This is a genomic window from Planobacterium oryzisoli (assembly GCF_015354315.1).
Taxonomy (GTDB): domain Bacteria; phylum Bacteroidota; class Bacteroidia; order Flavobacteriales; family Weeksellaceae; genus Planobacterium_A; species Planobacterium_A oryzisoli.
Genome location: NZ_JADKYY010000006.1, coordinates 61,190 through 83,929, shown reverse-complemented (window position 1 = coordinate 83,929; position 22,740 = coordinate 61,190). Strand labels below are relative to the sequence as shown.

20 protein-coding genes are annotated in these 22,740 nt (G+C 47.3%); 8 read left to right on the top strand and 12 right to left on the bottom strand.

What is annotated here, in order from left to right; genetic code table 11:
- Window positions 1-88 precede the first annotated feature (88 nt).
- Window positions 89-484, bottom strand: a complete 396-nt coding sequence (locus IC612_RS06100) for an acyl-CoA thioesterase (protein ID WP_194739298.1) — start codon at window positions 482-484, stop codon at window positions 89-91.
- 130 nt (window positions 485-614) lie between these two features.
- Here IC612_RS06100 and IC612_RS06095 point away from each other — a divergent pair, with 130 nt between their 5' ends.
- Complete coding sequence (locus IC612_RS06095) at window positions 615-1,487, top strand: aldo/keto reductase (RefSeq protein WP_194739297.1); 873 nt, start codon at window positions 615-617, stop codon at window positions 1,485-1,487.
- A gap of 214 nt (window positions 1,488-1,701) precedes the next feature.
- Here IC612_RS06095 and IC612_RS06090 read toward each other — a convergent pair whose 3' ends face one another.
- Window positions 1,702-2,175: a 23S rRNA (pseudouridine(1915)-N(3))-methyltransferase RlmH gene (locus IC612_RS06090; RefSeq protein WP_194739296.1), complete on the bottom strand. Its 474-nt coding sequence runs from the start codon at window positions 2,173-2,175 to the stop codon at window positions 1,702-1,704.
- Between the two features lie 31 nt (window positions 2,176-2,206).
- Here IC612_RS06090 and IC612_RS06085 point away from each other — a divergent pair, with 31 nt between their 5' ends.
- Window positions 2,207-3,211: a YihY/virulence factor BrkB family protein gene (locus IC612_RS06085; protein WP_194739295.1), complete on the top strand. Its 1,005-nt coding sequence runs from the start codon at window positions 2,207-2,209 to the stop codon at window positions 3,209-3,211.
- 157 nt (window positions 3,212-3,368) lie between these two features.
- Here IC612_RS06085 and IC612_RS06080 read toward each other — a convergent pair whose 3' ends face one another.
- From IC612_RS06080 to IC612_RS06050, 7 genes are all read right to left on the bottom strand, one after another.
- Window positions 3,369-4,634 carry a type II toxin-antitoxin system HipA family toxin gene (locus IC612_RS06080; protein WP_194739294.1) on the bottom strand — a complete coding sequence of 422 codons (1,266 nt, stop codon included), beginning with the start codon at window positions 4,632-4,634 and terminating at the stop codon, window positions 3,369-3,371.
- A gap of 41 nt (window positions 4,635-4,675) precedes the next feature.
- Entirely contained in the window at window positions 4,676-4,942 is a 267-nt protein-coding gene (locus IC612_RS06075; protein ID WP_194739293.1) for a helix-turn-helix domain-containing protein, read from the bottom strand.
- A 259-nt stretch (window positions 4,943-5,201) separates the two neighbouring features.
- Window positions 5,202-6,365, bottom strand: coding sequence for a Na+/H+ antiporter NhaA (gene nhaA, locus IC612_RS06070; RefSeq protein ID WP_194739292.1), 1,164 nt, complete (start codon window positions 6,363-6,365; stop codon window positions 5,202-5,204).
- Between the two features lie 23 nt (window positions 6,366-6,388).
- The gene (locus tag IC612_RS06065) at window positions 6,389-8,593 is read right to left on the bottom strand and encodes a RelA/SpoT family protein (RefSeq protein ID WP_194739291.1); all 2,205 of its coding nucleotides are present in this window, start codon (window positions 8,591-8,593) and stop codon (window positions 6,389-6,391) included.
- A gap of 384 nt (window positions 8,594-8,977) precedes the next feature.
- A complete protein-coding gene (acs, locus tag IC612_RS06060) occupies window positions 8,978-10,888 on the bottom strand; it encodes an acetate--CoA ligase (protein WP_194739290.1) in 1,911 nt (636 codons plus the stop codon).
- Between the two features lie 56 nt (window positions 10,889-10,944).
- Window positions 10,945-12,264 carry a hypothetical protein gene (locus tag IC612_RS06055; protein WP_194739289.1) on the bottom strand — a complete coding sequence of 440 codons (1,320 nt, stop codon included), beginning with the start codon at window positions 12,262-12,264 and terminating at the stop codon, window positions 10,945-10,947.
- A gap of 111 nt (window positions 12,265-12,375) precedes the next feature.
- Window positions 12,376-12,789 carry an IS1 family transposase gene (locus tag IC612_RS06050; RefSeq protein WP_194739288.1) on the bottom strand — a complete coding sequence of 138 codons (414 nt, stop codon included), beginning with the start codon at window positions 12,787-12,789 and terminating at the stop codon, window positions 12,376-12,378.
- 244 nt (window positions 12,790-13,033) lie between these two features.
- Between IC612_RS06050 and IC612_RS06045 the strand changes: the two genes are divergently transcribed.
- From IC612_RS06045 to IC612_RS06020, 6 genes are all read left to right on the top strand, one after another.
- Window positions 13,034-13,933, top strand: coding sequence for an aspartate carbamoyltransferase catalytic subunit (locus tag IC612_RS06045; protein ID WP_194739287.1), 900 nt, complete (start codon window positions 13,034-13,036; stop codon window positions 13,931-13,933).
- An 85-nt stretch (window positions 13,934-14,018) separates the two neighbouring features.
- Entirely contained in the window at window positions 14,019-15,101 is a 1,083-nt protein-coding gene (carA, locus tag IC612_RS06040; protein WP_194739286.1) for a glutamine-hydrolyzing carbamoyl-phosphate synthase small subunit, read from the top strand.
- Between the two features lie 3 nt (window positions 15,102-15,104).
- Window positions 15,105-18,287: a carbamoyl-phosphate synthase large subunit gene (gene carB / locus IC612_RS06035; protein ID WP_194739285.1), complete on the top strand. Its 3,183-nt coding sequence runs from the start codon at window positions 15,105-15,107 to the stop codon at window positions 18,285-18,287.
- Between the two features lie 129 nt (window positions 18,288-18,416).
- Window positions 18,417-19,001 (top strand): DUF2911 domain-containing protein, encoded by a 585-nt coding sequence (locus IC612_RS06030; RefSeq protein WP_194739284.1) that lies wholly within the window; start codon window positions 18,417-18,419, stop codon window positions 18,999-19,001.
- A 75-nt stretch (window positions 19,002-19,076) separates the two neighbouring features.
- Window positions 19,077-20,120: a bifunctional transcriptional activator/DNA repair enzyme AdaA gene (locus IC612_RS10070; protein ID WP_194739283.1), complete on the top strand. Its 1,044-nt coding sequence runs from the start codon at window positions 19,077-19,079 to the stop codon at window positions 20,118-20,120.
- A gap of 17 nt (window positions 20,121-20,137) precedes the next feature.
- Window positions 20,138-20,671: a GNAT family N-acetyltransferase gene (locus IC612_RS06020; protein WP_317173993.1), complete on the top strand. Its 534-nt coding sequence runs from the start codon at window positions 20,138-20,140 to the stop codon at window positions 20,669-20,671.
- Here the strand turns inward: IC612_RS06020 and hisIE are convergent.
- Genes hisIE through hisA form a run of 3 tightly spaced genes read right to left on the bottom strand, consistent with a single transcriptional unit; the run spans window position 20,668 to window position 22,734 of the window.
- A complete protein-coding gene (hisIE, locus tag IC612_RS06015) occupies window positions 20,668-21,258 on the bottom strand; it encodes a bifunctional phosphoribosyl-AMP cyclohydrolase/phosphoribosyl-ATP diphosphatase HisIE (protein ID WP_194739281.1) in 591 nt (196 codons plus the stop codon). The two genes, IC612_RS06020 and hisIE, sit on opposite strands and share 4 nt — an antisense overlap.
- Window positions 21,255-22,007, bottom strand: a complete 753-nt coding sequence (gene hisF / locus IC612_RS06010; RefSeq protein ID WP_194739280.1) for an imidazole glycerol phosphate synthase subunit HisF — start codon at window positions 22,005-22,007, stop codon at window positions 21,255-21,257. Before hisF ends, hisIE begins: the two co-directional genes overlap by 4 nt.
- Window positions 22,000-22,734, bottom strand: coding sequence for a 1-(5-phosphoribosyl)-5-[(5-phosphoribosylamino)methylideneamino]imidazole-4-carboxamide isomerase (gene hisA, locus IC612_RS06005; protein ID WP_194739279.1), 735 nt, complete (start codon window positions 22,732-22,734; stop codon window positions 22,000-22,002). Before hisA ends, hisF begins: the two co-directional genes overlap by 8 nt.
- Window positions 22,735-22,740: the final 6 nt, after the last annotated feature.

Below are 22,740 nucleotides of genomic sequence, written 5' to 3'. Positions count from 1 at the left end.
CAATGCGCGCAACTTTGAGCACAAAAAAAAGCCTTGTTATTGCAGTAACAAGGCTTTTGAGAATCCCACAAAGGACGGGCATAATAATTCAAAACTTACCCTTCAGACGGTCCTGTATGTACTCGATTTTGGTCTTTCCGTGTTTGGTTGGTTTACCTTGTTCGTCCACACCGACAAAAATGATCTTATCGATAGTGATTATGGTTTGGCGGGTCATCATATTTCGTACTTCGCACTGGAGCGTGATGGAAGTGTTTCCAAATTCGGTTGCGACAATTCCTATCTCTATGATATCTCCCTGCTTGGCCGAACTGACAAAATTAATTTCCGAAATGTACTTGGTCACGCAGCGCGGAGTTTCCAGCTGCACTATGGCATAGAGCGCTGCTTCTTCATCGATCCACTGCAGTAACCTTCCCCCAAATAGGGTGTGGTTCGGGTTGAGATCTTCCGGTTTAATCCATTTTCTTGTGTGGTAGTTCATCGCCTTGATTTTCCTGCAAAGGTAAGTCGCCTCACTGAAGAAAACAATGGGGTTAAGCTATTGGAAAATTCTATGGAATTTGTTTTGTGCATTCCCTACCACTTGCAGATCTCTTGCGTACCTTTACCTCATGAATACAGAACACGTTCCGGAGCTAATTGTAGGGACCATGCGTTGGGGGAGTTGGGGGAGTGGTCTTTCCACTAAGCAGATGCAGGAGCTCATCCTAGGGAGCTTGGAGAGCGGGCTTAATTGGTTTGATCTAGCCGACATATACGGGGACAATACTACGCAGGGGCAGGTGGGTAAGGCTCTTAGCTCTCTAAATGTGGAGCGAGAAAACTACAGGCTCATCTCGAAGGTAGGAATCGAACTTCCTGGAAAAAAGAGTCCTTACCCTATTAAATCCTACAATTATACCCGAGAGCACATCTTCCGGACGGTCGATAATTCCTTAAGGGAGCTTAAAACAGAATATCTTGATTTACTTCTGCTGCACCGACCCTCTCCACTGATGGATTGCAGGGAAGTAGGAGATAGTTTTCAGCAGTTGCGCCAAAAGGGAACGGTCCGTGCATTTGGGGTGAGTAACTTTTCTTTTTCACAGTACACACTTCTTAAAGACGAATTTAAGGATCTTGGTCCCAACCAAGTAGAGATATCGCTCTGTAAACCCGAATTTCTTCTTGACGGTCGCGTGGAGCAGTTTATGTGCAGTGGAACTCCGATCCAGGCTTATAGCCCTTTAAATGGTGTTTTACAGATGCGTTCCCAGAGGGTGGACCTGGACCAGTTACTAAAAGAACTGGAAAAGAAATACCAAGCAGATTGGAGTAGTATAGTACTGGCTTTCCTATTAACCCATCCAGCTGGTATACGGCCCGTGGTGGGCACTACCTCTCTTAGACATCTAAAAACGCTCTTCTCCCATAGAAATTTGGTACTGGAGCGTCGTGATTGGTTTAGTCTCTTGGAGGCATCACGAGGAGATCCAGTGCCTTAAAGGAAAAGCCCCGCGTACTTGCGGGGCTGAACTTAAAAAATTGCATAAACTATGCTTCTTTGCTTGAGATAGTAAGGTTCCTTGCTACAATTGCCTTACGGGTTTTCTAATTTCAAAAATCGTGACATAGGGTCTAATGCTAAAGCGAATTTTAACATATTTAACTTTGCGTTAGCAGGCTTGAGACTATTTTAACGTTTTATTTGGGGAAAAATTAATCGTTGTGGTAGGGTTTGCCCTGTAGGATTTGCGAGGCACGGTAGATTTGTTCCACCATAAAGAGGCGTACCATCTGATGGGTGAAGGTCATTTTAGAAAGGGATACTTGTTCCTGTGCCCGGCCGTAGAGCTCCTCGGAGAATCCGTAGGCTCCTCCCACAACAAAACAGAGGCGTTTTACAGAACTGTTCTGAATATGCTCTATTCGGGCGGAGAATTCACGGCTGGTATATAGTTTTCCTTTTTCATCGAGTAGCACCACATAGTCCGAGGGCAAGAGATGCTGCATGAAAAGTTTACCCTCTTGCACTTTAAGTTCCTGTGGGGACAGGCTTCCGCCTCCACGCACGTCTGGGATTTCAATAAGTGAGAAGTTCCAATGGCGGGGGAGCCGTTTGGTGTAGTACTCCAGAAGGGATTCTATCTCCTTGTCCTGTGTTCTGCCTATGCAGAGTAGATTGATTCGCATTTGCTATATTTGCTTCTGCAAATATACTTGTATGGCAGTGAAAGTTCCCAGGTTCATCCGAAAAATCCATTTGTTTTTTGACGGAATCCATATTCCGTTTTTGGGAATTTCGCTCTACAAAATGTTTGAGATTTATGTCCAGGGGATATTTAAGAACCAGATTGGGCGCAAGGCTGCGGCCATCTCCTGGAACTTCGTTTTTTCTCTTTTTCCCTTCATCCTTTTCCTTCTCTCTATCCTGCCACTACTTCCTCATTACGATAAGCTGCAGTTCTACATTTTTGACGTGCTTATGCACAATATTTTCCCGGGAAAAATTGAAGGTGATGTGGTAACTTATATCCAGGAGCATATCATTCCCAACACTTCGGGCCTGAGTAACCTTACCCTTATCCTTGCCCTATTGTTTGCAACCAACGGAACCTTTGCCCTTATTGATGGGTTTAATGAACATACCGAGGAGAAGCATAACGACGTGAAGGAATTCATAACGGCCTTTTTTATCACTCTGGGTTTTATCTCGGTGGTGCTGCTCTCCATATTTGGTATCTACTATTCCGAGGTAGTACTCAAGCTTTTTACGCCCAGCTACGACCTTTCTTGGTTTGTATCAAACCTTTCCAAGATTATTGGGTTTATTTCGTTCCCTTTATTTTACTTTGTACTTCTTGCTCTCTTTTATTGGGTAGGTACGGTGAAGATCACTCGGTTTCGCCAGGCCATTCCCGGTGCTATTCTCACAACCATACTGTTTGTACTCACTACATACTTTTTTGCGATCTATGTCCGGAATTTTGCACGCTACAATGTACTCTATGGATCGATAGGGACGATGATTCTACTGATGGTTTGGGTAAACGTGAATGTGTACCTGCTTTTATTTGGCAGTGAACTTAATCTTGCTATTCGTAGGGTCCGCCTGGAGAAACTAATATCTGACGAACTTCAAAAGCAAAGTGAAGAGATGGAGATTCTTCAGCAGCCCGACATCGATGCAAGTGGGCACACCATAGTGGTGGACGAAAAAGGACAATAACTATTCTACGTCGGTTCTCGCCTGGATTTGCACAAAAAACGGTACATGGACTTTGGGAATCCCATAGACCATTTCAGATGATACATTTCACAAATAAAAAATCCTTATTTTCAAAATTGCATGCTTACCGGCGCAGTTTTCTGTGTTTTCGTTCTACTTATTCAAAAAGTTGAAATTGGGACATTATTTTCTCCACTACCTCTTTTGGGAAATGAAATTTTTCTGCCCAACTTTTGAAATCGTGGGTAGTGTGAACTGTAGCGTCTATAATTCCCCGCGCACCCTTGATACTGAATTTCTCTGCAATTTCTAACAGGTCTTGCTTTACAATATTATGTCTCTTACCGTTGAGTGAAAGTGCCCTATTAATTTTCGTAATGTTAAGAAGTGCATCAAAAGGATAAGTGAGGTCGTATGCTGGAGACAGGTTCCATTTGTCGCTTTGGTGGTTGTAAATGAATGAAAAATTTTTCAGATGGTCGTCGGTATTCCCAAAAACAAGATTGAACGCCATGCGTCTGAAAAGTTGTACTATATCGCGATGGGGAACTTGTAGCGCAGTGCTGAGCTTAAATAGGTTTTCATAGTTGGAAGGGTCGGGATTCCTATAATCCCAACCTGTCATACCGGTAGCAGTAAGGATGTGTTGCTTTTCACCATGCTGCCGATCAAATCGCAAAGTTGCAAAATGCCGGTGATCGATTAATTTTGATTGCATCATATCTATTCCAAGCGACGTTGCGATTTTATAATAGATAAATTCGAGTTGTTCTTGGGAATAAGGCCTATTCTTATCAAGTGAAAGTTTAATTAACCAATGGTTATAGTCCTCAGAGACGACCAGGTCTCCAGGAACTAATACTCCGGTATTCTTATGCTCGGAGACTATGATTTTTGGACGGGCGCCTCCAGCGGAGGTTCCTATCTTAAAAATGTTAAGCAACGAAGCATCTGAGAGACCTTGTTCTTGCGTATCCAGTTTTCCGTCCACCACTTTTCTTACTATTTCAGTGATATCATTAAGATCTATTGTGGTGCTATTGGAAAATTCCTTTGCCGGTTTATACTCGATTGCACCCATACCACGTTTTCCCACGTAGGTGAGGAGTTCCAATGGAGAAAGTCTTACGATATCTTTATTAGATTCTACAAGCCATTCTTTAAATACTAAATTACCAAAAGAATCGGGTAAAGAATCGGAAATCATTGGCGGAAGGCCTCGGAAGGTCTCGTTATTAAAAATTGAAAAAATCTGAACCGAAGGTGTTCTTTTAAACAGGTAGGGAAAAAGCTTTTTGTATTTACCACTTTCGAGGTATTGTGGACTGTATTGGAATGATGCTTTTTTTAGATTTTCATCGAAACCTATGCGGCCAATTTCCATATTTTGGAACCAAAGGGAAATGATTTGATTTTTAGCCATCGGTTAATTGTATTTCTGATTTTGCAGCCTAAATGTAGATCTTAATATAAGGAAGAGTTCGTATTGATTTCAGTAGTCTTTGTTTGAATCCATACATTAAAGCTATCTAGTTGCTCAAAATGCTGCAGTATTTTCAGAAGTGTTTCCAAGGTAGGATTATGCCCGTTTTCTAGTTTGGATATAGTAAGAGCAGATAAAGCAAGCTGCTCGGCAAGTTGTTTCCGGGAAAGGTTATGTTCCTTTCGCAAAAGTTTGCACCATTGGCCAATGTTGATTTTAACATCCTTTACGGTGGTGAATTGTAACATATTATATATTATAATATACAAAAATAGGAAATATTATCGAATTGTATATTATAATATATATATATATATATATATATTGCATCATAAGGCCTCCCTTTCGCTACATATTCTGATAGGATTTGAATTAACTATTTGTGTAAAGGCTGAGAGTGCATGTCTTTACAGTGTGCACTCAAGATTGTAGGCACGTCTTTATATAAATGTTTGGATATGAGATATAAATCTCTAGCCTATATACATGTAGGTGCGTATTTATGCATTACACTTCTTCTACAGTGGCCTGCACCTTTTTTCTAGCAGCCTTGAGAATGAAATATCCGGTGAATCCCGAGAGGGCAGAAGCAATTAGGATTGCAAACTTGGCTTCTTCCTGAATATCCGGAAGTCCTTTGAAGGAGAGCAGCGCAATGAAAATGGACATGGTAAAGCCAATACCCGCCAAAAATCCTGTTCCTATCATATGCTGCCAAGAACTTCGGTCCGGCAGCCCACTGATTTTAAGCTTGATGGCTAAAAGTGAAAATAGACTTATCCCTAGGACCTTTCCTAAAAATAATCCCAGAATTATACCGTAGCCAAAGCTTGTAAAGAGTCCATCGACCATCCCGGGCTTAAAGAGTATATTGGTGTTTGCAAGAGCGAAAATTGGCATGATTAGAAAGCTCACGGGTATGTGGAGTTTCATCTCCAGTTTTTCCAGTGGGGAGATCTCTGTAGTGGACACATTGGTGGGAATGGTAAAGGCCAGAAGGACTCCCGCTATCGTGGCATGGATGCCGCTATGGTGCATCAGATACCACAGCACAGCTCCTGGTATAAGGTAAAAAATATGCTTATGCACCTTAAGGAAGTTCAGCGCCACAAGCAGCAGAAGTACTGCTCCACTTAAAAGAAGATAGTTCCAGTGGATCTGGTCGGTATAGAATATGGCAATCACTAGGATGGCGCCCAAATCGTCTACAATTGCCAGGGCGGCCAAAAAGATCTTAATAGAGGCAGGAACGCTTTTTCCCAGCATGGAGATCACTGCCAGAGAAAAGGCAATGTCCGTAGCCATGGGAATACCCCATCCACTACTGTAGGAAGTGCCCTGGGTAAAAAGAAAATAAATCAGGGCAGGGACTACCATCCCGCCCACCGCGGCAAAAATGGGAAGCGATGCGTTTTTAAAGCTTGAGAGTTCTCCTTCGGCAATTTCCCTTTTAATTTCCAGACCTACGAGTAAAAAGAAAATAGCCATAAGACCGTCGTTGATCCACACCCCTACGGTGTAGGGTCCTACCATAGTGTCAAGAACCGACTGGAATCCAGGCCCCAGGGAGGAGTTGGCAATGAGCAGTGAGATAAATACGCAGATCAAAAGAATAATTCCCGAGGACTGCGTGGAGTGAAGAAAATTTCTGAAATACTGAGTTAAGGTCATGGTTTTTTTGTTTTTTCTTGTGCCTATACACGTTTTACTTTGGTGATTCCGTTGATGTCTTTCAGTTTCTTGAAGGTTTGCTCGAGTTGGCTCTTGTTGCGTACCTCGAGGTTAATCTGTCCGTTAAACACGCCGTTGTTGGAAGAGATACTCATACTTTTCATATCCATGCTCATACTGTTGGAGATGACCTGCGTGATGTCGTTGATCATACCCAGGCGGTCCAGACCCTCGATCTCAATTTTCACTCGGTTCTTGAAGCTTTCCTCATTCACCCACTTGGCGGGAAGGACCCTGTAGTCGTATTGAGCGCGCAGGTTAATGGCATTGGGACAGTTGTCGGAGTGGACTTTGATCCCTTCGTTGATAGTGATGAAGCCAAATATTTTATCGCCCGGTATGACGGTGCAGCATTTGGCGTAGGTGTAATCGAGCTTTTCCTCGTCCTTGCCAAATACCACCATATCCAAATTGGTCTCCACGGTTTCCTCTTGGTGCTCGCTCTTGGTTGGAGACTTACGGAAACGATGAATAAGATTGGAGAGCACGTTCTTGCTCTCTATATACCGCCGCAGATCCGAGGTGTCTAGTGCTCCGTTCTGGAAAGAGACAAAGAGTTCCTGCGAAGTCTTCAGGTTGAAGAACTTTTGCATACGGTTGACTTCCTCGTCGTTGAAATTGATTTTTGCGTGGCGCAGTTTGCGCTGCAATGTTTCCTTTCCTTCCTCCACGGCGCTCGACTTCTGGGAGTTTAAAAAGGCTTTGATCTTGGATTTGGCTTTCGAGGTCTTGACAAATTCAAGCCAGTCTTGTTTGGGTTTTTGGTTCTGGGAGGAGATGATATCTACCTGATCGCCATTTTGCAGTACGTGGGAAATGGGAACCAGCTTTCCATTAATCTTGGCCCCTAAGCATTTGGTGCCCAAATCCGTGTGGACGGCAAAGGCAAAGTCCAGTGCGGTGGAACCGATAGGAAGGATCTTGATCTCCCCTTTGGGGGTGAATACGAATACTTCCTTGGAATAAAGATTTAATTTGATATTGTCCAAAAGTTCCGAGGTGGTGAGGTTCTGCTGCTGTTCCAAAACTTCGCGTATTTCCCTAACCCAACGCTCGAAGTTCTGATCGTCCGAAGAGCCTCGGTAGCCCTCCTTGTATTTGTAATGCGCCGCCACACCTTTCTCGGCGATCTCATCCATGCGCTCGGAACGTATCTGCACCTCGATCCACTTTTTGTCGGGACCAAGCACGGTAAGGTGTAAACTTTCGTATCCGGTGGAACGGGGGCGGGTAATCCAGTCCCGCATTCGTAAAGGGTTGCTGTGGTATAGGTCCGTGACGATGGAGTAGATCTTCCAGGCCAGAAATTTCTCGTTCTTGGCATCGCTCTTATAAATGATCCGAATGGCGTAGTTGTCGAAGACCTCTTCAAAGGTGACTCCCTGCTTGAGCATTTTACGGTAAATGGAAGAGATGGCCTTTGCCCGGCCTTTGATGGTGAAATTAAGTCCCTCTTCCTCCAGGCGCTGGGAGACCTCGGTTTTAAATTCCTCGATGTACTTTTCACGGCTCTCCTTGGCCAGTTCGAGTTTCTCGGTTATTTCGTTGAAAATATCGGCGTTGTTGTAGCGTAGTGAGAGATCTTCAAGTTCGGATTTAATATTGTAAAAACCCAGTCGGTGGGCTAGGGGCGCATAGATGTACACGGTCTCGGAGGCAATCTTCTTCTGCTTGTCCGGTGCCATGCTCTCCAGAGTGCGCATATTATGGAGGCGGTCGGCTATCTTGATGAGAATTACCCTGAAATCTTCACTTAATGTAAGAAGTAATTTTCGGTAGTTCTCACTTTGCACCGAGATGTTCTGGTGGTTCATCACCGAGATCTTCGTAAGTCCAGCTACAATGTCTGCGATCTTTGCGCCGAAGAGCTTCTTTAGGTCCTCGTAGGTGTATTCACTGTCTTCGATTACATCGTGCAAAAGGGCGCAGGCAATCGAGGTGGCTCCCAGTCCAATCTCGTTCGCGACAATCTTGGCTACTTCAATGGGATGGTAGATATAGGGTTCCCCGCTTTTTCTTCTCTGGTCTTTGTGGGCATCAAGGGCAATATCGAACGCCCGCCGGATCAGCTTGTTGTTTTCTTCATCAAGCGTGCGGTAGGTGTTGGATATCAGGTCGCGGTAGCGCGCCAGAATTTCCTGTTTTTCCTGTTCTAAATCATACGTCATCCAAGGAAGGGTTTAGTAAAAGCGAAAATAGCAAAAAAAACACCAAAAGTAAAGCCATACAAAAAGCCCGGACCCTGAAAAGGAGCCGGACTTTCTAAATGAAAAAATATGATATGAAATTGTCTTTATTGTTTCTAGCTCCTGGGTCGGGAATTTCGAAACGGTTTTGGCAGAGTTGGGACAGACGAGTCTGTCTTTATCTGTTATTTACTCTGCAAAAATACGCATTTAAAATACTAACTTTAAAATGATGTGTATTAAATTAACGTAAAGTTGACAAAAATCATATCTTAATTTTAGTAATTTTACACAAAGGATTTGGACCCTTAAAAGGGGCATCTAAGCCCTATGTCCAAAGATATTTGTAGACAGCCGCATAAAGGCTTAGCCAATCCTATCGTTTTTAATTTCTTCTACTATTTCCGGATTCAACAAGGTGGAGGTGTCTCCAAAGCTTGAAAAGTCCCCTTCAGCGATTTTTCTTAGGATCCGGCGCATGATTTTCCCGGAGCGGGTTTTAGGAAGCCCCGAGACGAACTGAATTTTATCCAGTTTGGCTATCGGTCCGATCATGTCGGAGATAAGCAGATTGATTTCCTTTCTGAGGTTTTCCCGGTCGCGCACCTGGCCGCTTTCTTTCAAGGTAACGTATCCGTAAAGTGCGCTTCCTTTAATCTCGTGTGGATAGCCTACAATGGCGCTTTCCGCTACGGCCGGATGCTGGTTGATGGCATCCTCTATCGGTGCCGTTCCCAGATTGTGGCCCGATACGATGATTACATCGTCCACGCGTCCGGTGATCCGGTAGTATCCTGTCTCGTCGCGCAGCGCGCCATCGCCTGTAAAGTACTTGCCCGGAAAGGCCGTAAAATACGTTTCCACGTACCGCTGGTGGTCGCCCCAAATGGTGCGCGCAATGCCTGGCCAGGGAAAACGGATGCATAGATTTCCATCGACCTGGTTTCCGGTGATCTCGTTACGTTTCTCGTCCATAAGTACCGGTTGAATTCCCGGGAGAGGTAGGGTGGCGTACGTGGGCTTGGTAGGGGTGACAAAAGGAATAGGGGAAATCATAATGCCTCCCGTTTCGGTTTGCCACCAGGTATCCACGATAGGGCATTTTTTCTTTCCTACGTGGTCGTTGTACCAGTGCCATGCCTCGTCGTTGATGGGCTCCCCGACCGATCCAATTACCCGTAGAGAGCTTAAATCGTATTTCTCTACCCATTGGGTGCTTTCCTTGGCAAGGGAACGTATCGCGGTTGGAGCGGTGTAGAACTGCGTGACTTTGTGTTTGTCGATCACTTGCCAGAACCGGTCGGGCTCTGGGTAGGTAGGTACGCCCTCGAAAATGACGGTCGTGGCCCCATTGGCCAGCGGGCCATAGAGGATATAGGAATGCCCGGTGATCCAGCCGATGTCGGCGGTGCACCAATAGATGTCGTTTTCCCGGTAGTTAAATACATTTTTGAACGTGTAGGCGGTATAGACCATATATCCTGCAGTGGTGTGCAGCATTCCTTTGGGTTTTCCTGTAGATCCAGAGGTGTAGAGGATAAATAGCGGGTCTTCGGCATCCATTATCTTGGAGACAAAGTCGGAAGAGGCTTTTTCCAGCAGGGTATCGAGCCACAGGTCGCGTCCTTCTTTCATCGTAACCTCTGTGCCCGTGCGGCGCACTACCACTACTTTCTCTACCGTAGGGCAGTTTTCCACCGCCTTGTCGATTATCTCTTTCAGGTCTATGGATTTGGTCCCGCGGTAGCTACCGTCCGAGCAGACAATGACTTTTGCCCCGCAATCGTTTACCCTGCTGGAGACCGCAGAGTCGGAAAAACCGGCAAAGATAACCGAATGCACCGCACCCATACGCGCGCATGCCAACATGGTTACGGCCAGTTCCGGAATCATTGGAAGGTAGATACAAACCCGGTCTCCTTTCTCTACGCCAAGGTCTTTAAGTACATTGGCCATTTTACATACCCGTTCGTGGAGTTCGCGGTAGGAGATGTACTGGGCCTTCTCAAGGGGGTCGTTCGGTTCAAAGATGATGGCCGTCTTGTCTCCACGCTGGGCGAGATGGCGGTCAATACAGTTCTTGGTAATATTGAGTTTGGCGTTCTTGAACCATTTGATTTGCGCTTTCTCCATATCAAAGTCCACTACCTTAGTCCAGCGCTGGTACCACACAAAGCCTTCATCGGCAATTTTATCCCAGAATTTCTTGGGATTCTTTATGGATTTCTTGTACTGCTTGAAGTAATCGGGAAGATCATCGATGTATAGATTTTTCATGGAAATGTATTTGGAAATGAAATTTACAAAATATTCCTTTTCCCATAGATTAACTTTTAGAAAGAATACATCACGCGCGCCATCAGGCGCAGCGAGCCTGCGTGAAACGCATCACCGGCACCGGTGGCATTCTCAGTGGTATCTTCCCAGGAGCCCACGGTATACTCAATCTCAGGTACCAGCAGAAAGGAATGCTCCTTAATCTCCACCCTGGCAGAGGCGCGGTAGAGATCCGTGAGGATACGGGTGGTAGATCCACCCCTAAGGTAGAGTTCCGCGTACCCGGGATCGGTGCCCCCTTGATGGCTGTAGCCTAGGAAAACACCCGGCACCGTCTTTTTCACCGGCATGGAGGCGTCCATCCATACGGCGGAGGTTTTCGTGCCTTGGTAGCGGTCTGGACCCTCTAACTGCCGGTAGGAGGCGATACCTCCCAGCATGACCAGATGGTGGAGGTTCTCGCCCTTAAGCGCGTAGGTTTTTAGGGTAAGGTGTGGGGCTTGGTAGCGCAGGTATCCGTAGAACATGGGGCTGTGGAGTTTCTCAGAGGATTTATATCCTCGGGATTCCTTTACGGGCTGGAGGTTCTGCAATTCGGCCCCCACACCAACAAGAAGCTGCTGTTCCTGATACTGCAGCTGCGTACTAAAGGTCGGGAGCAAAGAGTTATAGGTGGCCGAATTGCTGCTTGCACCTTCGACTACCGGAGCCTGAAACTCACGGTCTTTATAGGCCGTAATATGCACCGAAAGGTGGGAGGAAAGCTTTTGGGAGAGGCGTAGCTGCGTGGCCCAGCCGAAGGGGTTAAAGAGTATCCCGCCATTAAAACTAGCTACTCCGGGACTCACATCAGGTACATAACTCGGATACCAGCTTTGACCGACTAGGAGCCTGGTAGATGGCCATTCCAGGGTGAGATTAGCCTGTCTTAAACGAAGCAGTCCGGTAGATCCTGTCCCTGAAGTACTACGGTTAAGTTCGGTATTTCCAAAGAAGTCTGCCTCCAGGTTAGCCGAGGATTTTGCGCCCCAGATTTTGGGACCTACGGCCCTTACCCCCACGCGTGAAGTGATGGAAAGGTAATTGCTGGATCCGGCAGCGTGGATATCCTCCCCGTTTAAATCTGCTTTGAAATCCAAAGGGAAGAGGTTGAGCTGGTATTCCCGGGCGTACGCAAGTTCCCTGGAGTCGTAGCTGTATTCAGTGCGAGCCCATCCGTACCAATAGGTCTGAACCTGGGGTCTAGCGTTTATTAGCGGTGGGGAAGCAGAGGGAGCTAGTACAGTGGAGGCTGCGAGGGAATCCTGAGGAAGGGAGTTTTGCTGGGAAAAAAACAGTAGGGGAAGAGATACAAACAACAGGTGTGCTTTACGCATAGAATTTGGGAATTGAATTAGTCCCGTAAAGTTCCCTTATAAAAAGAACAGCGCAAAAAAAGGTATACATATCCGGTCGGTTGCAATACATTTGCGCTTTGCAGACGGTACTTATATAGGGTGCTCCCACGTAATTAGTATATACCGCTCGCCCAGCTCGGAGACAATAATACCTCGGTTTTTAAGGTTTTGCTTCTCGCCTAGATACTCAAGGAGCTCCTGGTGCCTGAGAACCCTGTAGGAAGTGTGGACTTTCTCTTTAAAGAGTCGTGGAATATTGTGTTTTTTTACCCAACTACTAATGGTGACATGGGAAATGCCCACTATTTTTTCGATATCCCGTAAGGAGAGTCCCTCAAGGTACAATTGTAAGGCTTTAGTCATATAGTAGGGGTCGATTTGTTTGCCGAGTTTGCTTACGGTGAAGTGGTAGCGGCAATCTTTGCACAGATAGCGCTGGCGCAGATGAACCTTTCCGTTCTTTACCACCTCCGTGGCGCTGCATCGCGGACATTTGGGACTCATTTGTATAGTATTTTAGCAAATGTATAGCAATTTAGCAATTATTGAAATTACAGCTCAGTTGTGAAAAGAAATTTTTTCTAGTTCGCAAATAATTTTTATCTTTGCACCCAATGAAGGAAATGGTGCATTTTGAAGTATACTGGTTCGGCTCTAAGACCGACCGTTCCTATAATATTTATCATTAACGAAGTCTTTTTGGCTTCGTTTTTTTTATGTACTTTTAGAATATAAAATTCAAAAAAACATGATTAAACTTTCCCGTCTAAGCAAAGAACTCATTGAACGCATTCTCGCAGACAGTATTGACTTTGCCAATGGAAAAGCAGTACAGGCCACACAGCCTATCTACGTGTCCAATTTATTTTTCGAAAGCAGCACGCGTACCATCGTGAGCTTCGATATGGCCGAAAGACGTCTGGGACTACAGGTTGTTCCATTCAATATACAGACCAGCTCCCTGAATAAAGGGGAGACACTTCTCGATACCGTCAAGACCTTAAAGGCACTAGGTCTGGATCTTTTGGTAATTCGTCATCCTGACGACCGTTATTATAACCAACTCAAGGACCTGGATATCTCTATAATTAATGCAGGAGACGGTACCGGACACCATCCTAGCCAGGGACTCTTGGACCTTATGACCATAAAGCAGGAATTTGGAAGTTTTCAGGGACTGACCGTGGGTATTATTGGGGATGTGAAGCATTCGCGGGTAGCGAATTCCGATGCGGATGCCTTACGAAGGCTGGGAGCCAAGGTGCATTTCTCAGGACCCGAGGACTGGTTTGACCATGGAGCGATGATGAACGGTACGTACCGTAATTTTGATCATCTGATCCCTGAAGTGGACGTACTGATCATGCTGCGTATCCAACACGAGCGCCACCGTCAGAAGTTCCATCTAGCTCCTGGAGAGTACCATCAGCGCTATGGACTCACTCTGGAGCGGGAGAAGAAAATGAAACCGGGCGCTATTATTATGCATCCCGGCCCCATCAACCAGGGCGTGGAAATAGCTCCGGAGCTAGTAGAATCTCCGCGCTCGAGGATTTTCAAGCAGATTGAAAACGGTGTGTTTACCAGAATGGCAATTTTAAAAAATGCGCTGGAGCAAAGAGGTTTTTCCTTTAAAGAGATCAATTAATTATAGTGGGCCCAGTGCCCATTTTTTTTAGAATACAGTAATAGCTTCATTCCGGCAGACTGCCAGGAAGGCAAAAAAAAAAATAATGAAAAAGAAATTACTTTTAGAATCCGGTGAGGTATTTTGGGGCGAAGGCTTCGGAGCACTGGATGCGACCGATGGGGAAGTGGTGTTCAACACTTCGATGACAGGGTACCAGGAACTTCTTTCCGATCCTTCCTATTGTGGACAGATCGTAACGATGACTTATCCACTCATAGGAAACTACGGAATAAACCGTGACGATTTCGAGAGTATTCAGCCTTCCATTAAGGGACTTATCGTGCGCGAACTCTGCGATTATCCTTCCAATTTCCGCTCCCAGATGGATCTCGATGCCCTTCTAAGCAAAAAGGGGATTGCAGGCATTCAGGGCGTGGATACTAGGGCACTAACCCGGCTTATTAGAAGTAAAGGGGTAGTGCGGGGAATGATCCTGGACGCTGATGCGAGCAAGGAGCAGGCCTTGGAGAACATGCGCTTAAATCCAAGTCCTACCAATCAGGTGGAGCAAGTATCAACCAAGACGCCGTATGCGGCTCCCGGTAGAGGTCTGAAAGTAGTGCTTGTGGATTTTGGAAGCAAGCTGGGAATCATACGTGAACTCTCACGCCGCGATTGTGATATCACAGTGGTATCGCACGATATCACTGCTGAGGAGCTCTTGCTTTTATCGCCGGATGGCGTCATGCTTTCCAATGGCCCGGGAGATCCCCAGGACGTGAAAGGTGCTCAGGAGCTTATCCAGGGCCTACTTGGGAAAGTCCCTATTTTTGGAATCTGTTTGGGCCACCAGCTTATAGGCCTTGCGTGTGGCGCCCGTACCTTCAAGCTCAAGTTCGGACACCGTGGTGGAAACCACCCGGTTTTGGACCTTAAGAGAAATACCGTGTCGATTACTTCTCAGAACCACGGCTACGCAGTGGACAGTGAGAGTCTGGAAGGAACCGGACTGGAGCAGACCCACATTGCGCTTAATGACCGTACCAACGAGGGTCTTCGACACACCAAATATCCGTGTTTCTCTGTGCAGTACCATCCTGAGGCGAGTCCAGGTCCGGAAGATGCCAACTACCTTTTCGATGAATTTATCACCCTAATGCAGCAGCACCCAGTTAAAAGCAACTAAAGAATGAAACGAACAGATATAAATACCATCCTTGTCATTGGATCCGGTCCGATCATCATCGGCCAGGCAGCAGAGTTCGATTATGCAGGTACCCAGGCCTGTCTGGCACTTCGTGAGGAAGGCTACCGCGTAATTCTGATCAATTCCAATCCAGCCACCATCATGACCGATGTCGAGATTGCCGACAAAGTATATATTGAACCGATTTCCCTGGAATTCGTATCCCATATTATCCGAAAGGAACGTCCCGATGCACTGCTGCCGACCTTGGGAGGACAGATAGGTCTTAATATGGCCATTGAGCTCGAGAAATCAGGAATATTGGAGGAATGCGAAGTGGAGGTGCTGGGTACGAAGCTTTCGGCCATCAACCAGGCCGAAGACAGAGACCTCTTTAGGGAGCTTATGCGCGAACTGGGTGAACCGGTACCCGAAAGCGACATCGTCACCACGGTGGAGGGGGCTGTAGAGTTTGCGCAGTCCATTGGCTATCCTGTTATTGTTCGTCCCGCCTTTACGATGGGAGGGACCGGTGGGGGAATTGCCACCGACGAGACGCAGCTCAAGGAAATCACCGAGCTTGGACTTAAATATTCGCCCGTCACCCAGTGTCTAATAGAGCGTTCCATTGCAGGATTCAAGGAAATTGAATACGAAGTGATGCGTGATGCCAACGACAATGCCATCGTGGTGTGTAACATGGAAAATGTGGATCCCGTGGGCGTGCATACGGGAGACAGCATCGTGGTAGCTCCTTCACAGACACTTTCCGACCGCGAATACCAGATGCTTCGAAACGCATCGCTTAAGATCATACGGGCCCTAGGAATAGAGGGGGGATGCAATGTACAGCTTGCGCTCGATCCCCATTCCTACAAATACTATATCATTGAGGTAAATCCTCGGGTATCGCGCTCCTCGGCCCTGGCCAGTAAAGCCACGGGCTATCCTATTGCCAAGCTGGCTGCCAAGATCGCGGTAGGACTTACTCTGGATGAGATGCTCAATCCTGTAACAGGCAAGACCTATGCATGTTTTGAACCGGCGCTGGATTATGTAGTGACCAAGATCCCAAGGTTCCCTTTTGATAAGTTCGAGACGGCCGACCGCAGGCTCTCCACGCAGATGAAAGCTACTGGGGAGGTTATGGCCATCGGAAGGACCTTTGAGGAAAGTATCCAGAAGGCCATTCGCTCCCTGGAAACCGGAATCCGCCATTTGGGGCTGAAGAGCACGCAGGCCGAGGCCCTTACCGCAGAGGAAATAGAGCGCAGAATACGCGTCTGTGACGACGAGCGACTGTTTATTATCGGTGATGCCTTACGAAAAGGATACGACTGGGAGCAGATCGTAGAATGGAGCAAGATAGACCCGTTCTTCATATGGAAATTAAAGAAACTAATCGATTATGAGAAGGTGATTGCCGGGGCAAAACACGACGGGGAGGTTCTTTTAACGGCCAAAAAAATGGGCTTCTCCGACAAGAATATCGCTCACCACTGGGGCGTTACGCAAAGGGAAGTCTTTGAACTGAGAAAGAAATTGGGTATCATGCCTACCTACAAGATGGTCGATACCTGCGCCGCAGAATTTGAAAGCGACACTCCGTACTTCTACGGAACCTACGAACAGGAAAACGAAAGTGTGGTTTCAAGTAACCGCAAAGTGGTGGTCCTGGGCTCCGGACCGATCCGTATCGGGCAGGGCGTGGAATTCGACTACGCAACGGTGCACAGCGTTTGGGCCATCAAGCAGCTAGGATACGAGGCTATTATCATCAACAACAATCCAGAGACGGTGTCCACTGATTTCTCCATATCGGATAAGTTGTACTTTGAGCCGCTTACCGAAGAGGATGTGATGAACATTATCGAGCTGGAAAAACCCGAAGGGGTAGTGGTACAGTTCGGTGGACAGACAGCCATCAACTTAGCGGATAAAATAGCAGCACACGGAGTCAAGATTCTGGGTACCTCCTTGGAGGATTTGGACCGGGCTGAAAATCGCGATAAGTTTGAAAAGGCACTGCAGGAGCTAGGTATACCACAACCCCTTGGCAAGACCTGTTTTTCCAAGGAAGGCGCTGTGGAGATAGCAAACGAGATCGGATATCCTGTACTGGTGCGCCCAAGCTACGTGCTTGGAGGACGCGCCATGGAAATCGTCTACAACGAGCAGGAACTTTCCCACTATATGGACCATGCCGTGGAGGCTTCTCCAGAGCATCCAATCCTTGTAGATAAGTATATGACCGGAAAGGAAGTGGAAGTGGATGCCATCTGCGACGGAGAAACGGTGGTGATTCCGGGAATCATGGAACATATCGAACGCGCCGGCGTGCACAGTGGAGACTCCATAGCGGTGTATCCTCCACAGAATATCAACGCGCACTGCACGGCCCAGCTGGTGGATTACACCCAGCGACTGGCCCTGGGTCTTGGGGTGAAGGGTCTGATGAATATCCAGTACGTGCTCTTTGAAAACCAGGTATACGTCATCGAGGTCAACCCTCGGTCCTCACGTACCGTACCGTTTCTGTCCAAAATAACCGGAGTTCCGATGGCCAATCTTGCCACCAAGGTAATTTTGGGTGAGAAACTAAAGGATATGGGCTACCACAGCGGACTGGTTCCTTCCAAAGACGGGGTGTATGTTAAGGTGCCTGTCTTCTCTTTCTCCAAGCTTGCTAAGGTAGACACCTCTCTCGGTCCGGAAATGAAGTCCACCGGTGAGGTGATGGGTAAAGATTCCACCCTGGAGAAAGCCCTCTATAAAGGGTTTATCGCCGCAGGACGCAAAGTGCCTACCCACGGTTCCATACTCTTTACTGTAGCCGACAAACATAAGGAGGAAGCGGCGGTCTTTGCCGAGCGGTTCCACCAGGTAGGATTTCGTATCTGGGCCACGGAAGGCACGGCCAAGTATTTCCAAAGCAAAGGGATTCCTGTAAAAATCGGATACAAGATCGGAGAAGAGAATGTAAACCTTATCGATCTGATTCAAAAAGGGAAGGTGCAGTATGTTGTCAATACAACTACCAAAGGCAAACAGGCCGAAAGAGACGGTTTTCAGATCCGCCGCATGTCGGTGGAAAATGGAGTACCGTGTCTGACCTCCATGGATACGGTCGAGGCTATCCTTAAGGTTATCGAAAGCATGAGCTTCCGTATGCAACCCATGGTATAGTCTTAAGAAAATAACAATGCTTTAACCAGGCGGCGCTTTTTAGAAGGAGCGCCGCTTTGTTTTTTAAGTCCTCGGGGAGACTTTTTCAAAAAGGAAAAATCTGTATCTTTATCCATAAACCTTTAACCCATGAAAAAAATACTTATTACCGCCTTATTATGTGCATCCGCCTACACCTTTGCGCAGTATACCCTTCCTGCGGCCTCTCCACGGGCCAAAGTAGAGCAGCAATTTTCCCTTTCCAAGATTACGGTAGACTACGGTAGACCGGCAGTAAAGGGACGCGAAATTTTCGGCGCTCTTGTGCCCTACGGTAAAGTCTGGAGGGCAGGGGCAAATTCTTCCACCAAAATCACTTTTTCCCAAGGCGTTTTACTGCAAGGCAAGAATGTTTCTTCAGGAACCTACGGACTCTTTGTGGAACCTTCTGCCTCCAAGTGGCGGGTGATCCTAAGTTCGGACTCCCAGTCTTGGGGTACGCAGTACGACGCGTCAAAGGACGTGCTCTCGGTAGAGGTGCCGGTAGAAAAATTGCCTACATCGCAGGAATATTTTGAAATTTCCATCCAGCCCGTCTCAGAGCATAAGGCCCATATAGTGATGGAGTGGGACCGCACAGCGGTGCGCATTCCTGTAGAGGCCGCAGGTACTGAAAAACTAGGCCGTATTCAAGAAAAGCTGATGGAAATCCGAGGCATTGAACGTGAGAAATAAAAATACTTGCTCATTTTTCGGTTGCAGTCCAAAACCGCCTCATGCTACCTTTGGACCGTACCAATAAACCAGCTTATGGAACTCTCAGAAGATACAATGTACCAGGCCTCCTTACAGAAAGACCCCTCGTTTGAAGGGGTTTTTTGGATGGGAGTAAAGACCACCGGTATTTTTTGCCGGCCCACCTGCCGCGCAAGAAAACCCAAACGGCAGAACGTGGAATTCTTCTTCTCTGCTAAATCGGCAATGCTGAAGGGATATCGGCCCTGCAAGGTCTGCACTCCACTTGAGAACCCCGACGCAACGCCTAAGCTATACCAGCAGCTTCTAAGTGAGCTACTTGCAGACCCCTCACTAAAGCTTAGGGATCAGGATCTGCGCGCGCGACAGATTGACCCCACGGCCATTCGCAGGTATTTTCAAAAGCAGTACGGGATGAGTTTCCACAGTTTTCAGCGCACCCTTAGAATCAACAGTGCCTTTAAGAAACTTCAAGACGGGGAAAGTATTCCTTCCGTAGCCCTGGAGAGTGGATACGAGAGTCTAAGCGGTTTTACCGAGGCATTCAAAAATCTTTATAAGGTATCTCCTTCCCAAAGCGCTACCAAAACACGGGTGGAATTAAAACGTTTGGAAACACCTCTTGGAACCATGGTGGCCTGCAGCAGTGCGCGCGGCATTTGCCTATTGGAGTTTTCCGACCGTTGGGCTTTGGAGACCGAACTAAAGGATATTGAAAAGCGCCTTGGTGCGCAGATAGTAGTAGGGGAGAGTCCCCTTTTACAAGCGCTCGAAAAGGAGCTTTCTGAGTATTTTGAAGGATTCCGTACCGAGTTTTCCGTTCCCTTGGATCCGATTGGTACCGACTTTCAAAAGCAGGTTTGGGAGGTGCTGCGGGGTATCCCCTACGGTACGGTGGTTTCCTATCAGAAGCAGGCGCAGATCCTGGGCAGTCCCAAGGCGGTGCGCGCCGTGGCCCTTGCCAACGGTAAAAACAAGATATCCATTCTCATCCCCTGCCACCGGGTTATTGGCCTAAACGGCCATTTGACAGGCTACGGAGGGGGGATATGGAGAAAACAAAAACTCCTGGAACTAGAAAAAGCCATACTTTTATAAAATTAAATTCTTGGACCGTGGAACATACCAGTCTCTTTCAACCAAGTCTCTTTATTGGGGACTTTGGCCTTATTCCTGTAGAGCCCCACGATTTCGACGCACTCTATGCGGCCGCCAGCGATCCGCTTATCTGGGCGATGCATCCCAATCCTTTTCGCTACCGCTTGGAGGATTTTCGGAATTTCTTCCAGGGCGCCATAAAGAGCGGTGGAGCAATGGTAGTACGCGACGAGCGCACGGGAATGCTATGCGGATCGACACGATTTTACGACTGGGACCCTAAGAAAAAGGAAATTTTCATTGGATATACCTTTTATGCCCGAAAATACTGGGGTACGGGACTCAACGCCCAGATAAAGCGCCTGATGCTGGACTATCTTTTTACCCACACCCCATACGTGAAGGTACGTTTCCATGTCGGAAAAGAAAACTACCGCAGCCGCCGTGCGATGGAAAAACTAGGTGCCCACTACCAAGGGGAGGTCTTAGTTGCCTACCACGGGGAGCCTCCAAGAGAAAATGTGGAATACTTAATTGAAAAACCTTCTTAACCTTTGGAACGCTCAAGAAGTACTTTCTCTACACTTTGTAGCTCTTCGCCTTTGGCTGCAAGAAGAATAAGGGTGTGGTAGAGAAGGTCTGCAGCTTCTCCTAAGAACAGCTCCCTATTATTGTCCTTGGCCTCAATGACGAGTTCAACGGCTTCTTCACCCACCTTTTGGGCTACCTTGTTGATGCCTTTTTCCACCAGGGAGCGGGTATAACTCGAGTCGCTACCGTTTTCAAGCCGCTGCCGGATGGTAGCTTCCAGTCCGTAAAGAAACCCTTTAGGACTTTTTTCTCCAAAGCAGCTAAAGCTTCCCGTGTGGCATACCACCGATTCGGGCCGTACCCTTACCAGTAGAGCATCCTGATCGCAATCCATCTCCACCGACTCTAGATGAAGGAAAGCCCCTGAAGTCTCGCCCTTTAGCCAGAGTTTTTGCCTGCTGCGGGAATAGAAGTACACTTTTTTTTCCTTGAGGGTGCTATCAAGGGCCTCTTGGTTCATGTATCCAAGCATCAGCACCTGTAGGGTGGTGGCATCCTGGATGATGGCCGGTACCAGACCGGTAGTTTTATCAAAAGCTATATTCATCGTATGGGTAGATTTTGTTGTTTAAGACTTTGTTTGAGGGTTGGCAAAGGAATTTGGTCGAAATGAAATACAGAGGCTGCCAGTGCCCCTGTAGCGCGCGTAGTGGTGAAAAGCTCCGAAAAATGTGCTATCTCCCCTGCGCCTCCGGAGGCTATTACCGGAAGGTTTACCTGAAGGGCTACCTCGCGCGTAATATGTAGGTCAAATCCTGCCTTTGTTCCGTCCGCGTCCATGGAGGTAAGAAGAATCTCTCCTGCGCCCAGGGCCTCTACGGTCTTAACCCAGTCCAGGGTCTGGATCGTTGTGGCCTCTCTGCCGCCTTTCACGTGCACATAATGCGTGCCTTCGCTGCTTTTAGTATCCACCGCCACGACGATGCACTGCGATCCGAATTCTTCGCTGAGTTCCCTGACCAGCTCTGGCCGCTTAACGGCAGAGGAATTCACCGATATTTTGTCGGCTCCGGCTTTTAGTAGGGCCCGTACGTGGGAGAGCGAGCTGATGCCACCTCCCACCGTAATGGGAATATAGACTTCCCTAGAAATGTTCTCGATTAAAGAAAGCAGGGTAGAGCGGTTCTCCACCGTGGCCGTTATATCGAGAAGGACTAATTCGTCCGCCCCCTGCCGGGCATACCTTTTGGCAAGTTCTATGGGATCCCCGGCACTGGTGAGGTTCAGGAAATTGACTCCCTTTACGGTGGTACCGTCTTTAAGGTCCAGGCAGGGTATGATTCTTTTTTTAAGCATTGGTACTATTTTTTTGATTCCATGCACTAAGTTCATTTAAAGGGATTTTACCTTCGTAGATTGCTTTTCCCAGTATCGCTCCGGAAAGTCCCAGTGCTTTTAAACGGTCCAAATCCATCAAAGAACTAATCCCCCCACTGGCGATTAAGGGAATTGTAAGGCGAGAGAGGATCTCCTCGTAGAGTGCAAACGAAGGGCCCTGAAGCATTCCGTCTTTGGATATATCCGTGCACACTACTTCCAGTAGCCCGCCCGATGCAAACCCGGAAATAAAGTCCACTACCTCGAGCGTACTTTCCTCGAGCCACCCGGAAGTCCTGATGAGCCCGTCTTTACAGTCGGCCCCAAGAATCAGGCGCTCGGGACCGAATTCTTCTATCCACTGGGAAAAAAGCTGAGGGTCCTTCACTGCAAGACTTCCTACCGTGACTTTGCTGGCTCCAGCGTTAAAGGCCACTTCAAGGTCCCTACGGGACTTGATTCCTCCTCCAAAGTCGATGACAAGGTCCGTCTTTGTGGAGAGCTGTTCCAGTATGGAATAGTTCACGATGCCTTGGGAGCGGGCTCCGTCCAGATCCACTAAGTGCAGATAATTAAAGCCCTGGTCCTGGAAGGAAAGTGCCACATCGAGCGGGTTGTCACTGTATATTTTCTGCTTGGAATAGTCTCCTTGGGAGAGGCGCACACAGCGCCCGGAAAGGATATCAATGGCAGGTATTATTTTCATGAGATT